This is a genomic window from Sneathiella limimaris (assembly GCF_012932565.1).
Classification (GTDB): Bacteria; Pseudomonadota; Alphaproteobacteria; order Sneathiellales; family Sneathiellaceae; genus Sneathiella; species Sneathiella limimaris.
In genome coordinates, this window is record NZ_JABBYJ010000003.1 from 252,976 (window position 1) to 266,702 (window position 13,727).

The 13,727-nt window shown below is 49.7% G+C and carries 13 protein-coding genes; 8 read left to right on the top strand and 5 right to left on the bottom strand.

Features of this window, described 5'->3' with window-relative positions:
- Nucleotides 1–14: 14 nt before the first annotated feature.
- On the top strand, nt 15–752 hold the full coding sequence (locus HH301_RS16895) for a GNAT family N-acetyltransferase (RefSeq protein WP_169570221.1): 738 nt from the start codon (nt 15–17) through the stop codon (nt 750–752).
- 3 nt (nt 753–755) lie between these two features.
- Here HH301_RS16895 and HH301_RS16900 read toward each other — a convergent pair whose 3' ends face one another.
- The 5 genes from HH301_RS16900 to HH301_RS16920 are packed head-to-tail and all read right to left on the bottom strand — an operon-like array spanning nt 756 to nt 4,474.
- Entirely contained in the window at nt 756–1,250 is a 495-nt protein-coding gene (locus tag HH301_RS16900; RefSeq protein ID WP_169570222.1) for an ureidoglycolate lyase, read from the bottom strand.
- Between the two features lie 7 nt (nt 1,251–1,257).
- The gene (gene alc, locus HH301_RS16905) at nt 1,258–2,262 is read right to left on the bottom strand and encodes an allantoicase (RefSeq protein WP_169570223.1); all 1,005 of its coding nucleotides are present in this window, start codon (nt 2,260–2,262) and stop codon (nt 1,258–1,260) included.
- 35 nt (nt 2,263–2,297) lie between these two features.
- A complete protein-coding gene (gene uraD / locus HH301_RS16910; protein WP_169570224.1) occupies nt 2,298–2,810 on the bottom strand; it encodes a 2-oxo-4-hydroxy-4-carboxy-5-ureidoimidazoline decarboxylase in 513 nt (170 codons plus the stop codon).
- Nucleotides 2,810–3,724: an allantoinase PuuE gene (gene puuE / locus HH301_RS16915; RefSeq protein ID WP_169570342.1), complete on the bottom strand. Its 915-nt coding sequence runs from the start codon at nt 3,722–3,724 to the stop codon at nt 2,810–2,812. Before puuE ends, uraD begins: the two co-directional genes overlap by 1 nt.
- Nucleotides 3,725–3,733: 9 nt before the next feature.
- Nucleotides 3,734–4,474 (bottom strand): GntR family transcriptional regulator, encoded by a 741-nt coding sequence (locus HH301_RS16920; protein ID WP_169570225.1) that lies wholly within the window; start codon nt 4,472–4,474, stop codon nt 3,734–3,736.
- Between the two features lie 347 nt (nt 4,475–4,821).
- Between HH301_RS16920 and uraH the strand changes: the two genes are divergently transcribed.
- The 7 genes from uraH (at nt 4,822) to HH301_RS16955 (ending at nt 13,716) form a co-directional block, all read left to right on the top strand.
- A complete protein-coding gene (uraH, locus tag HH301_RS16925) occupies nt 4,822–5,175 on the top strand; it encodes a hydroxyisourate hydrolase (RefSeq protein ID WP_169570226.1) in 354 nt (117 codons plus the stop codon).
- A 44-nt stretch (nt 5,176–5,219) separates the two neighbouring features.
- Nucleotides 5,220–6,686, top strand: coding sequence for a xanthine dehydrogenase small subunit (gene xdhA, locus HH301_RS16930; RefSeq protein WP_169570227.1), 1,467 nt, complete (start codon nt 5,220–5,222; stop codon nt 6,684–6,686).
- Nucleotides 6,679–9,015 carry a xanthine dehydrogenase molybdopterin binding subunit gene (xdhB, locus tag HH301_RS16935; protein WP_169570228.1) on the top strand — a complete coding sequence of 779 codons (2,337 nt, stop codon included), beginning with the start codon at nt 6,679–6,681 and terminating at the stop codon, nt 9,013–9,015. Before xdhA ends, xdhB begins: the two co-directional genes overlap by 8 nt.
- On the top strand, nt 9,012–10,076 hold the full coding sequence (xdhC, locus tag HH301_RS16940) for a xanthine dehydrogenase accessory protein XdhC (protein WP_169570229.1): 1,065 nt from the start codon (nt 9,012–9,014) through the stop codon (nt 10,074–10,076). The genes xdhB and xdhC overlap by 4 nt, the downstream gene beginning before the upstream one ends.
- Before the next feature lie 97 nt (nt 10,077–10,173).
- Entirely contained in the window at nt 10,174–11,727 is a 1,554-nt protein-coding gene (locus tag HH301_RS16945) for an ABC transporter ATP-binding protein (RefSeq protein ID WP_169570230.1), read from the top strand.
- Nucleotides 11,717–12,793, top strand: a complete 1,077-nt coding sequence (locus tag HH301_RS16950) for an ABC transporter permease (RefSeq protein WP_206378398.1) — start codon at nt 11,717–11,719, stop codon at nt 12,791–12,793. Before HH301_RS16945 ends, HH301_RS16950 begins: the two co-directional genes overlap by 11 nt.
- Nucleotides 12,790–13,716, top strand: a complete 927-nt coding sequence (locus HH301_RS16955) for an ABC transporter permease (protein ID WP_169570231.1) — start codon at nt 12,790–12,792, stop codon at nt 13,714–13,716. Before HH301_RS16950 ends, HH301_RS16955 begins: the two co-directional genes overlap by 4 nt.
- Nucleotides 13,717–13,727: the final 11 nt, after the last annotated feature.

Genomic DNA, 13,727 nt, shown 5'->3' on the forward strand with positions numbered 1-13,727 from the left:
CACTTCATCACGTCATGATTGAACTTATTGAAAAGCATTCCTTTCAATCTTTACCCAGCGAAGGTGAAGAAGATTATGATGGCTGGTTGCTCAGGAAATCCAGACATCTTGCAAAACGGGCAAATTCAGTCAACTTCCCCGGCAGAGTGAAAAGTCAGATCTCTTTGCCCGATAAGATCGACCATTGTGAGGCCGTCTATAGATCCTTAAACCAACCCGTTGTCTTTCGCATGACAAAGCTCGCAGATGACGGACTCGTGGAACTACTGAAAGACCGAGGATACAGATCCCTGGATGAAACCAGCATTCTAACTCGGGAGCTGGAAACAGCGCCTTCAGCGGATCCCACTGTCGTTCTAACGTCTCAACTAGATGACAAGCAATTTGCAGATTTGTGCCTCCTGACAAACAAACCGGTGGATAAGGCGCGGATCTATCAAGAAAACCTGAAGCGTATCCCCCATAAAACCCTGTTTGGCTTTATCTATGATGGTGACAAAGCGATTGCGGTCGGCATGGCAACTTATGGGGATGGCCTGATGGGGCTGTTTGAATTTGCCACGGATCCATATTACCAACGGCAGGGGCTGGCCACTCGAATTTTGAACACCCTTGTAAATCAAGGGATCCAGAACGGGATCAGTACAGCCTATCTTCAGGTCGTCACGAAGAATGAAAAAGGGACCGGATTTTGGCAAACCCAAGGCTTTTCCGGTCCTCTGTACAACTACATTTATTATCTGAAACGATAGATATCAGCTCCGATCGAGCAGGATTTCAAGATCTTCTGCAAAGAAGAACTCGTCACAGTTATGACCTTCCCCGCCGCGATCAACCACCAGAAAATCACTGACGCCATCGAGCGCAAGAACGGGATGGTGCCATGTTCCAGCGTGATAATTCACCCCTTGGTCAGAGGTTGCGATAAACGCTTCCAGATCTTCAGGTGTGACATCTTCACCTGCTTTCGCGACCAAAACCAGATACGGATTTGACCCAAGCGGGATAAACGCCTGACTGCCATGCGGATGCCGCTCCACCATCTTGACTGCTAAGGGGTAGCTTAATGGGGTTGCCTGAAAGATATTTATAAGCGGGCGTCCCCCTTCCAATATCTCTATCTTTGCCAGATCATGATAGCGGCGGGTCGATCCATTATTGATCAGGAAATAGTCACTTCCCGATGTTTCAATAACATCGCCATAAGGGGCAAACGCCTCCTTGGTGAGTGGTTTTAAATCCAGTTTCATCACGACCCTATTTCGAAATCTTGCCAAAAAGGCGCAAGCGGCTCACGCCGCCATCAGGAATGATATTCAGACGCACATGTGTTACCGGTCCAATGTCCTGAACCTCTCCCTCAAATTTGTGGATTGCATCCATGCTGAGTTTCTGCTCCGGCAGCAAGGTTTTCCAGAACATACTCTGGGTGATAATTGATTGATCCGTTCCGCCAACCATATACGCACCTTGAATTGAGCACCGGTCGGGGAAGTTCCCTTTAAAATGGGCAGTATCAACTTCAACGGCTGAAATCACACCCGCATGCCCCAACTCGATAATTGCCCAGTCATTGCCTGGCTCACGACGGCGGCGGGTTTCCCAGCCATCGCCCATATTGACACCTCTGCCCGGTGCCAGAATTTTGGATGGTGATCCATAATGTTCGTTATTTGCCGCAACGGCGCGCGCGCCATTGAAAAGTGACGCAAGGTCTACAACCTCGTTTGGATCCCGATTGTCCCAATTGCAGTTTATCCGTCCATAAACCCGAAGACGGGCAACACCGCCATCTGGATAGATATTCAGCCGCAAATGGCTCCAGGTTCCGTCACTCTCAACTTTTAGATAGTGATGACTATCTGGCCCTAAGGATACAGAGGGCACAAGTTCCACCCATTCAGTTGTCGCATCCGGCTCCCCATCCACATAGCAAGCATCGATGGAGGCTGCTGGTGGATAGTTTCCTGTGAAATGACTGGTATCAATATCAACACCTGCAATGACACCTGGAAGGCCCAAGCGGACAATGCAGTGATCATAGCCCTCGCCCCGTTTCCGGCGGCTTTCCCAGCCATCCATCCATTTTCCGTTCTCGTCATATTTGTCCGTGATGAATACAGGGTCAGCTGGATCAATTAAGCGGCTCTTATCTGCAAAGAAATCGTCAGTTGCGAAAGTTACTTCTGCGCCCAGCTGAGGTTGGGCCAGATTGACATATCCATTTAAGAAATCAGCTTGGTCTGCTGAAAGGGGCTTCATACTCTTTATCTCCAATGAGGGCGGAATTTGAGGATTTATAGATCCTGCAAACGGAACGCCGCGATTTTATCAATTTCTTTAAGCGCAGTTGAAAACTCCGTATTGACGTCATTCTTCAAACGCTCTTCAAATCCTTTTAAGATCTCAAAACGGTTGCTGTTTCGAACCGCCTTGATGAAGGGAAAGCCAAACTTCTGTTTATAGGCTGCATTATATTCCTGAAACCGTGCAAACTCCTCTTCCGTACATTCAGACAAACCTGCACGGGCTTGTTCAGATGTGCTTTCAGCGGTTAGCTCACCGCGCACAGCAGCTTTACCGGCAAGATCCGGATGAGCTTTAATTAAAGTCATTTTCCGGTCTGTATCAGCGGCGGCGACAATTGAACTCATCAAATCCGCCAAGGCTTCAGCATCATCATGGTCTTCCGTCAGTCCATGGTCCCATGCCCCTTCAGCAACCCAGGGGGAATGCTCATAAACACCGCCAAAAACGTCGATGAACTGCTCGCGGGTCATTTGGCTTGGCCTATGCTTCAGATTTGCCATCAACTTCCCTCCGCAGGCTGGGTTTTCTGCCAATGGCGGGCAATTTCAATGCGCCGGGCACACCAGACCTTGTCGTGGCTTTTCACATATTCCAAAAACCGTTTCAGCGCCGCAATTCGGCCAGGCCGTCCGACCAATCGGCAATGCAGTCCGACAGACATCATCTTAGGGTTTGTCGCCCCCTCCTCATACAAGGTATCAAACGCGTCTTTCAGATAGGCAAAATACTGATCGCCACTGTTAAACCCTTGCAGGGCAGCAAAGCGCATATCGTTGACATCCAGCGTATAAGGCACGATCAATTGCTGTCGTCCCCCCAGCTCCGTCCAGTATGGCAAGTCATCGTCATATGCATCTGCGTCATAGACGAAACCACCGTCTTCAATCACCAGCTTTCGCGTATTTGGGCTTGTCCGGCCGGTATACCAACCAAGGGGCCGCTCACCGGTCATGCGTTTGAAGATCTCGATCGCTTTTTCCATATGCTCCCGCTCGACATCTTCGGGCACATACTGGTAGTTGATCCAGCGATAACCATGGCTGCAAATCTCATGTCCGTCGCGAAGGAAAGCCTCAACCACAGCTGGGTTTCGCTCCATTGCCATGGCCACGCCGAAGATAGTCAGGGGGATGTCATATTCACGGAACAGGCGCAGCAGTCTCCAAACCCCTGCCCGGCTACCATATTCGTATATGGATTCCATACTGATATGGCGAACATCCGGTAACATGTCTGCCCCGACGATTTCTGACAAGAACGCTTCTGACGCGTCATCTCCATGCAGGATACAATTTTCGCCCCCTTCTTCATAATTGAGGACAAATTGAACAGCTATTCTTGCACCATCTGGCCATTTCGGATCGGGAGGATTTTCGCCATAACCAATGAGGTCTCTTGGATAGTCTTCCGTCATCATATCCCGTTACCCTTCTTTCCCGGATTTGGCAGAAGCACCAAAAATTTCATAAAGATCACTGACCGACTGCCTTCCATCTAAATTCAGGGATTTCTCAATCGCTTGAATATGTTCGCGCATCAAGGCTACAGCCTGATCTTCATCCTGCTCTCTGATTGCCTTGATAATATCTGCGTGCTCATCACAAGAGCAGGACGCCTGGTTTAACTTTCCGCTTTGATACTGCACATGGATCAGAGATGTTCGTGAAACAAGTTCTCGCAAAAATTCTGCTAGAGTTGCATTCCCAGCGATCTCCGCAAGCAGCATATGAAAATCACCTGACAAAGCGACCCAATCACTATGAAGCCCCTTATCAATACTGTTCGCTTCTGCTGCCAAATTTTGCTCCAACACCTGCAAGTCTTTTTCTTTGGCAGTGGAAACGACTTTTCGCATGATCGCTTCTTCAATGATCAGTCGTGACTCGAGAACTTCTCGTGCCTCTTCAGGAGTTGGCTCAGAGACAAACGCACCCCTATTCGGTAATATCTGGACGACTTTTTCATAGGCTAGCTTCTGAAGCACCTTACGAATAATGGTACGGCTTACCCCAAAAATCTCACCCAGCGTATCCTCAGAAAGTTTGGTACCGGGCAAAAGCTTTTGCTCCAAGATAGCCAAAAACATCTGATCATATATTTGATCATCCTGCGAAATTCTCTTCCCCTTGTCAGAAGAGGAATCAACGGAAACAGGGTGCAGCATTTCTCTGCCTTTAGCGAAAAGTGAAATATTGTTAGCGAATATTTTTACAAATATTTATTATATTGTATACAATAAATAGAGTCCTCTTGGGCGATTTTTATAAAGTATTTTTCTTATATATCTTAAAAATCAGTATTTTTCGCAGGCGCACACAAAAAACAATATCAATAGTGCATCGCAACACAATCAAATTTACACTCTAATATTTCATACAAAGCGTACAATAACTGTAGACAATAATTCTAAATCCATGCATCCTTTTTTGGTAAAGTTGACGGATCGGACAAGATTCACTCGCCAAGAAGTGAAATTTCTGGGCCGTCTGACTTCAGACAGGGAAAGCGTAAATGGGAAAACTGACAACTCACATTCTGGATACGAGCGCAGGAAAGCCTGGAAAAGATGTGACCATTCAACTCTATTTTCTGAATGGTGACAGCTGGGATCTTGTCAAAGAAACTGTTTCCAATTCAGATGGACGGTGCGATGAGCCACTTCTAGAAGGAAGTGCCTTGAAAGCAGGTCAATATGAGCTTGTTTTCCATGCAGGTTCTTATTTCGATGCTGCTGGCATGGACCTACCAGAACCGAAGTTTTTGGATGAGATTGTCTTGCGGTTCGGTGTCCCAGATACGTCCGAACACTACCATGTCCCCCTTCTGATGTCGCCCTACAGTTACTCCACTTATCGGGGTAGCTGACCTATCTTTACAGATAGACGTTAAGAGAGCTTTTGAGGACACGTATGCGCGATACAATCCGGTTCGTTTATAACGGCCAGATACAGGAACTGAAGGATTGGGATCCAACAGCAACCCTTTTAAACTACCTTCGCTATGAAAAAGCCCTAACCGGCTCAAAGGAAGGCTGCGCGGAAGGTGACTGTGGGGCTTGCAGTGTTGTTCTCGGTGAACTTAAAGACGGTACGGTCAGATATCAGGCTGTAAATGCCTGCATCCAATTTCTGCCGATGCTGGATGGCAAGGAACTCATCACGGTCGAAAGCCTTAAATCTGCAGATGGGCATGTCCATCCAGTGCAGCAAGCAATGGTCGATGCAAACGCAACCCAATGCGGGTTCTGCACCCCTGGCTTTGTTATGTCGCTCTTTGCAGAACATCAGGGGGAAAACCGCTCTGACACCCAAAGCTTAAATGATGTCCTCGCCGGCAACCTCTGTCGCTGTACAGGCTATGGAACTATCATCGACGCGGCCAAAAAAGCCTCAACACAAGCCAATAGCGATCATCTTGCGACCCGCAGCAAACTGACTGCGGAACTACTGTCCACGCTCGCAGATGAAGAGATGCTGGGGATCGACAGAGGCGACAAAAAGTATTTTGCTCCAAATAGCAAAGCAGAACTCGCCGGTCTTCTCAAAAAATATCCCGACGCCACGTTATTGGCTGGCGCAACTGATGTTGGGCTTTGGGTCACAAAGCTGCATAAAGAACTTCCGATCCTCATCTCCGTTGGCAAGGTTGCAGACATGCAATCCGTCGAGGATCAGGGCGATACGATCCTAATCAGCGCAGGTGTCACCTACTCAGATGCATGGCCCGCACTTAAAAATTTGTCTCCCGACATGGGCGAACTGATCCGCCGGGTTGCCTCTACCCAGATCCGGAACTCAGGGACCATTGGCGGTAACATTGCAAACGGCTCCCCCATTGGGGATACACCACCTGCCTTAATTGCGCTTGGCGCGACATTGCACCTTCAATCTGAGGATGGCATCAGGTCTTTACCGCTTGAGGATTTCTTCATTGAATATGGCAAGCAAGACCTCGCGGCCGGGGAGTTTGTTGCAGCAGTTGAGATCCCCAAACTTCACCCTAATCATCAGTTCCGGACCTACAAAATCTCCAAACGGTTTGATCAGGATATCTCTGCACTTTGCGGGGCGTTTCGTCTGACATTAGACGGCAATGTTATAGATGAAATCCGCATTTGTTTTGGTGGCATGGCCGGAACACCTCTTCGCGCCGGTAAGACAGAAGCATTTCTGAAAGGAAAGGCCTGGACCCTAGAGGTTATCGAGCAAGCCGTTTTAATGCTGTCAGAAGATTACACACCGCTTAGCGATATGCGCGCAAGTCAATCCTACCGGATGCAAGCCGCCCAAAATCTGCTTCGCAAATTCCATCTGGAGACAACATCCCCAGATATTGAAACTCGACTTGTGGGAGAAGGGAGCATTGCCCATGCGTAATCCTCCTCTCAGCGAAACCGTCATTCGCGGCGCGGTTCACAAGAAACTTCCCCATGACAGTGCGTTGAAACAGGTCTCTGGCGAAGCTGAATATATTGATGATATCGCGGAACCGAAAGATCTGCTGCATCTCTATGTAGCGCAAAGCAGCAAGGCACACGCCAAACTTCTGAACCTTGATGTGACAGCTGTTAAACAAGCTCCCGGGGTTGTTGCTGTTTACACGGCTAGCGATGTGCCTGGCGTTAATGATGCCTCTCCCGTCGCAGGAGATGATCCGGTTTTTGCTGAAGATGTTGTGGAATATGTTGGACAGGCGCTGTTTGTTGTCGCTGCTGAAACGATTGAGGCCGCAAGGGCTGCCGCCAAGCTGGCAACCATTGAATATGAAGACTTAGAAGCGCTGATCACTGTGGAACAAGCGATCGAAGCCGGATCCTTCGTGCTGCCTACAAAAACACTCCTTCGGGGGGATCCAGATGCAACCATTGCTACTGCTCCTCGAAAACTTGAAGGGCGGCTGGAGATTGGCGGGCAGGACCACTTTTATCTGGAAGGTCATGTCGCCATGGCATATCCGGGTGAAGATGGGGATGTTCATGTCTTCAGCTCCACCCAGCATCCGACTGAGGTTCAGCATAATGTTGCCAAGTTCCTCGACGTCCCTGATCATTCCGTAACCGTTGAAGTGCGCCGGATGGGCGGTGGGTTTGGCGGCAAGGAAACGCAAGGCGCTTGGTTTGCGGCCATGGCTGCCCTAACCGTGCAAAAAACCGGACGCCCAGCCAAGCTTAGGCTTGATCGGGACGATGATATGATCATGACCGGCAAGCGCCATGATTTCGTGGTCAATTACACTGTCGGATTTGAAGAGGATGGCGCCATTAAGGGGATTGATTTCACCTTTGCCTCGCGCTGTGGACGATCCGCAGATCTATCTGCTGCGATTAACGATCGAACCATTTTCCATGCCGATAACTGCTATTACCTCAACAATATCCGCATTACATCTCATCGCTGCAAAACACATACGGTCTCAAATACAGCATTTCGGGGGTTCGGCGGACCTCAAGGCATGATAGCTATTGAGCGGGTCATGGATGCCATTGCCTTTGATTTAAAGTTAGATCCTTTAAATGTCCGCCAGCGCAACCTCTATGGCAAAACAGATCGCAACGTTACCCCTTATGACATGGTGATTGAGGATAACATCGCGGCTGAAATCATGGGCGAATTACAGGAAAGTGCGGACTATTCTGCACGGCGCGACGCCATAAAGGCGTTCAACGCACAAAGCCCTGTTTTAAAGAAAGGGATTGCCCTGACGCCAGTCAAGTTTGGCATTTCCTTCACCACTACCTTCCTGAACCAGGCAGGCGCCCTTCTCCATGTCTATACCGATGGCAGTGTCATGCTAAACCACGGCGGAACAGAAATGGGGCAAGGTCTCTTTATCAAAGTGGCTCAGGTTGTGGCAGAAACCCTGCAGATTGATATCGAACGGGTGAAAATCACCTCAACCCGGACGGACAAGGTCCCAAACACTTCAGCAACAGCGGCTTCTTCTGGCTCAGATATGAACGGTAAGGCGGCAGAAGCAGCGGCGCTTACCATCAAGGAACGGTTGACCCAATTTGCGGCTGATCATTATTCAGTTGATAAATCCGATATTGATTTTCTGCCGAACCGGGTCCGCGTTGGAAACGAAACCATCTCTTTCGCTGATCTCGTACAGCAGGCTTACTTTAACCGGATATCCCTTTCGGCAACCGGATATTACCGCACTCCCAAAATCCATTATGACGCCGAAAACTACAGTGGCCGTCCTTTCTATTATTTTGCTTATGGCGCTGCAGTTTCTGAAGCGATCATTGATACGCTCACTGGTGAATATAAAATCAGCCGTGTCGATATTCTTCATGACGCAGGCAAAAGCCTGAACCCCTCCATTGATCTTGGACAGATCGAAGGGGGCTTTATTCAGGGAATGGGCTGGCTCACCACTGAAGAACTTTTCTTCGATGCTGCTGGCAACCTGAAAACCCATGCGCCTTCAACCTACAAGATCCCGGCTTGCAGCGATCGGCCTGAAATCTTCAATATGAAGCTGTTCGACGGTGAGAATGTGGAAGACAGCATCTATAAGTCAAAAGCTGTTGGGGAACCGCCGTTTATGCTGGCGATTTCGGCGTTTAACGCTCTGACCGATGCAGTTGCCAGCGCATCTGACTATCAGATTTTTCCAGAACTGGATGCTCCCGCAACACCAGAGCGGGTACTGAAAGCCGTCATGCATATGAAATCTGCTCAGGAAGGGGCTGCCTCTTGACCAACTGGACCGCTATCCTCCAACAAGATGACTTGACCTCAGGCAACTGGGTTCTGGTCACGGTTGGCATTGCCCGGGGCTCAACCCCAAGGGAAAGCGGGACCCGGATGCTGGTTTCCAGCGAACAGATTGTTGGCACCATTGGGGGTGGTCAGCTTGAATGTCGGGCAATTGAAGTGGCGCGCAAACTCCTCCAGCCGCAGGCCACCTCGAAAACTGAGCTACTACAGCTCCCACTGGGGCCTGAACTTCTACAATGCTGCGGGGGATACGCAGAATTGATGTTGGAACGCCTGACCGCTTCGGATCACAGCTGGCTGGATGATCTAAAAACTGCCCTTTCAGCGCCAGAAGATCATGTCTTCCTCACCGACTGGCAAGGGTCCGAAGTCAGCCATGAGACCGCGCGCCTCAGTGATCTTGAAGACACCTCTTGGTCCTTCTATCGGCCAGAAGAATTCGCCGCTCAAAACGTAGCTTTTGCGGAGCTCGAGAAATATTCCGGTCATTTTCAGATGGCCGAACCTATTCAAGCTGCAGCCTTTAATCTTTATGTTTTTGGGGCAGGACATGTAGGCCGGGCAATTGTCCAGACGTTGGCTCCATTGCCAATCAAGATCTCATGGATCGATCCTCGGGCAGAGGAATTTCCAGCCACAACTCTGCGCAATGTGGAGAAAATAGTCACTGAAGACCCGTTGGAAGAGGTTCACAAAGCCGCTTCATCAGGGTATTTTCTTGTGATGACCCACAGTCATCAGCTTGATTTTGATCTGACAGCAGAAATTCTCCAAAGAAGAGATGCTGCCTATCTCGGACTAATTGGATCGAAAACCAAGCGAAACCGCTTCTTCAAACGGTTTGAAGCAGCCGGGTTCACAAAATTTGATCTGGAAAGGATCACCTGCCCGATTGGGATAGCAGGTACAGGGGGGAAACATCCAAGCGAGATTGCGATTTCTGTTGCTGCGGAAATCCTGCAATTGAGACAACGTCATCTGGAAAGCCTGACAAGGCAAGCCAATGACAGTCTGTCAAGATTGTCTGTCGTCAATCGATAGATGGATGAAAATAAGGCGTGCGATCAAAAGTGGCATGCCGTAAACAGGGATCAGTCAACCGGATGAGATAGGTAAATCCGGGCGGGAGAGTTGATGGATGAGTGAAACGGGGATGGTTCAGCCAAGACTGGAACTAAAGGGGATTACGAAACAGTATCCCGGCGTTCTGGCCAATGACAATATAGACCTGAAAATACTACCCGGTGAAATTCACGCACTGCTGGGAGAAAACGGCGCAGGGAAAAGTACCCTGGTGAAAATCATCTATGGGGTTCTAAAAGCGGATAGCGGATCCATCAGCTGGAACGGTCAAGTGATGGATATTGCAAATCCACAAGCCGCCCGAAAACTCGGTATTGGTATGATTTTTCAGCACTTTTCGCTTTTTGAAGCCATGACAGTGACTGAAAATATCGCCCTTGGCATGCCCGGACGCCAGAACATGAACGAGCTTGCCAAGCAAATTGTTGAAGTCTCCGAAAATTATGGTCTGCCGCTTAACCCGAACCGCTACGTGCATACTTTATCGGTGGGCGAAAAGCAGCGAATTGAAATCGTCCGCTGCCTTTTGCAAAACCCCAAATTGCTGATCATGGATGAGCCGACCTCGGTCCTCACCCCTCAAGAAGCCGACAAGATGTTTGAAACCCTGCGGCGTCTCTCCGACGAAGGGGTTTCTATCCTCTATATCAGCCATAAATTGGATGAGATTAAAGCCCTCTGCCACAAGGCAACCATCCTTCGCGGTGGCAAATATGTTGCGGAATGCGATCCCACCCAGGAAACAGCTAAAAGCCTCGCGGAAATGATGATCGGGACCAATTTGACGGCTCCGGAACACAAAGAGGATCCAAAACGCGGGCCGGTTCGCCTGAAAGCCCACAACCTATCACTCGAAAGTCCAGAACAGTTTGGGGTTGATCTGAACCTGATCAATTTTGAAGTCCGCGTCGGTGAGGTTTTCGGCATTGCAGGTGTTGCAGGTAACGGTCAGGTTGAGCTGCTTGAAGCGTTGAGCGGTGAAGTTCCCTGCCCTGATGCCAATCAACTCATCCTGGAAGGCACGCCGATCGGCAAACTCAATCCCGTTGCTCGACGTAAACTTGGGATCGCCTTTGTTCCAGAAGACCGGCTCGGTCATGGATCAGTCCCGGACATGAGCCTGGTGAACAATGCTTTCTTGAGTGCATATTCCCAGAAAAACCTGATCAGCAATGGCTTAATCGATACGGGCAAAACCACCCAATTCGCCGAAGAAATTGTTGAGAAATTTGATGTTCGAACCGCGGGTGTCAGTCATACGGCCAGCAGTCTTTCCGGTGGTAACTTGCAAAAATTTATTGTCGGCCGGGAAATGCTGCAGGATCCGCAGCTCATTATCATTGCCCATCCGACCTGGGGGGTTGATGCGGGCGCCGCCGCTGCCATTCATCAGGCGATAATCAATCTGGCGGAAAGCGGTGCCGCCGTTCTTGTGGTCAGTCAGGATCTTGATGAACTATTCGCCATCAGCGATCGCATCGCTGTTATCGCTGAGGGTCGTCTTTCCGTTGCCCGCGACATTCAGGAAATCACAATCGAGGAAATCGGCCTGTTGATGGGCGGAACCCATGGCTCATCTTCGGGGGAGGGCGCTGAACATGTTGCCTAAAATCGTTAAACGGCCAGAGCCATCACGCGCAATGGTCTATCTCACACCTATTTACGCCTTACTGCTTACCATTTTAACCAGCATGGTCGTTTTCACGGCACTCGGTGTTGATCCGATCGAAGCATTACGGAATTTCTTTATCGTTCCGATAAATAACGCCTACGGTGCTTCTGAATTACTGGTCAAGGCAACGCCTTTGATCCTCTGTGCAATCGGTCTTTCTGTCGGATTTCGGGCAAATGTCTGGAACATCGGGGCGGAGGGGCAGTTGACCCTTGGCGCCATTTTCGGCGGTGGCCTGTTTGTTTATCTTCATGATGTGGACAGCATCTTTCTGCTGCCTGCCATGATTATCCTTGGCGCTGTTGGCGGGGCTTTATGGGCCGGAATTCCAGCCTTCCTGAAAACAAAATTTAACGCCAATGAAATCCTGACGAGCCTGATGCTGGTTTATGTCGCAACCTTGCTTCTCAGCGTTTTGATCCACGGCCCCTGGCGGGATCCGGATGGCTTTAACTTCCCGGAATCCCGGATGTTCAGCGAAAGTGCCACAATGCCACTTATTCTGGAGGGAACACGTCTTCACTTTGGCTCAATCTTGGCCTTGCTTGCGGTTTTGGGAACCTGGCTGATGCTGGCAAAGACCCTCATCGGATTTCAGATTAAGGTCATTGGCGCGGCCCCAAAAGCGGGTGGTTATGCAGGCTTTAGCCAAAAGAAAATCATTTGGTTCTCACTCCTTTTCGGGGGTGCAATGGCAGGTATCGCAGGTGTCTCTGAAGTTTCCGGACCTGTAGGACAGCTTTTGCCATCCATTTCACCGGGCTACGGCTTCACCGCCATTATTGTCGCTTTTTTGGGGCGTCTCCATCCCGTTGGGATCATTTTTGCGGGACTCCTGATGGCGCTCACCTATCTTGGCGGCGAAACCGCGCAAATCAACCTAGGCCTTCCTGTTGCCGTCACCGGTGTGTTCCAGGGAATGGTCCTTTTCTACTTACTGGCCTGTGATGTGCTGGTCAATTATCGGTTCGAGTTTAAGTCTATGGGGAGGGCTGCAGGATGAGTTACGAATGGTTGGTACCCGTAATCCTAACGGTAATCACCGCTGCAACCCCACTAGTTTTTGCTGGGATCGGAGAATTAATCACAGAGAAATCTGGCGTCCTCAACCTCGGGGTTGAAGGCATGATGCTGGTGGGTGCGGTCTCTGCCTTTGTTGCAGCAACAGTAACCGGCAGTTATTTCATCGCCATTCTCACGGGTGCCCTGGCCGGAATGTTTATGGCCTTTCTGTTTGGCATACTGACCTTGAGCCTCATGGCAAACCAGGTGGCGACAGGACTTGCTCTCACACTCTTTGGGGTGGGCTTAAGCTCGCTAATCGGGCAGGACTATGTTGGAACTCCGGTAGCTGCCCTTGCCAAACTGAATATCAGTGGCCTTACTGACCTTCCAATCATCGGACCTATCCTGTTTGGTCAGGATGTACTTGTCTATCTGTCCTTTGTTTCAGTGATCGGTGTCAGCTGGTTTTTATATAAAACAAAGGCGGGGCTCATCCTTCGCGCAGTCGGCGATTCTCACAATGCTGCCCATTCCATTGGGTATTCAGTGATCGGCATACGGTATCTCGCCGTTATGTTTGGCGGTGCCATGTCTGGAATTGGCGGGGCTTATTTGTCACTTGCCTACACTCCTATGTGGGCTGAAAACATGACTGCCGGTCGGGGCTGGATCGCACTTGCCCTTATTGTATTTGCAACCTGGAAGCCAGGTCTAGTACTTGTCGGCGCCTATATGTTCGGAGGCATAACAATCCTGCAGCTCCATGCACAGGCGGCTGGCCTGGATCTGCCATCGCAGATCCTTTCTATGCTGCCATATCTTGCAACCGTTATTGTTCTAGTTCTCATTTCCAAGGACGAGTCCAGAATTCGTAAACATGCACCTGCCTGCATCGGAAAAATCTTCCATCCGGCTGCATAATCAGGGCATAA

Coding starts and splice junctions, on each gene's coding strand:
- HH301_RS16945 (WP_169570230.1), top strand. CDS start 10,174: ATGAGTGAAACGGGGATGGTTCAGCCAAGACTGGAACTAAAGGGGATT.
- puuE (WP_169570342.1), bottom strand. CDS start 3,724: ATGACGGAAGACTATCCAAGAGACCTCATTGGTTATGGCGAAAATCCT.
- HH301_RS16895 (WP_169570221.1), top strand. CDS start 15: ATGATTGAACTTATTGAAAAGCATTCCTTTCAATCTTTACCCAGCGAA.
- alc (WP_169570223.1), bottom strand. CDS start 2,262: ATGAAGCCCCTTTCAGCAGACCAAGCTGATTTCTTAAATGGATATGTC.
- HH301_RS16955 (WP_169570231.1), top strand. CDS start 12,790: ATGAGTTACGAATGGTTGGTACCCGTAATCCTAACGGTAATCACCGCT.
- HH301_RS16950 (WP_206378398.1), top strand. CDS start 11,717: ATGTTGCCTAAAATCGTTAAACGGCCAGAGCCATCACGCGCAATGGTC.
- uraD (WP_169570224.1), bottom strand. CDS start 2,810: ATGGCAAATCTGAAGCATAGGCCAAGCCAAATGACCCGCGAGCAGTTC.
- xdhB (WP_169570228.1), top strand. CDS start 6,679: ATGCGTAATCCTCCTCTCAGCGAAACCGTCATTCGCGGCGCGGTTCAC.
- HH301_RS16900 (WP_169570222.1), bottom strand. CDS start 1,250: ATGAAACTGGATTTAAAACCACTCACCAAGGAGGCGTTTGCCCCTTAT.
- xdhA (WP_169570227.1), top strand. CDS start 5,220: ATGCGCGATACAATCCGGTTCGTTTATAACGGCCAGATACAGGAACTG.
- uraH (WP_169570226.1), top strand. CDS start 4,822: ATGGGAAAACTGACAACTCACATTCTGGATACGAGCGCAGGAAAGCCT.
- HH301_RS16920 (WP_169570225.1), bottom strand. CDS start 4,474: ATGCTGCACCCTGTTTCCGTTGATTCCTCTTCTGACAAGGGGAAGAGA.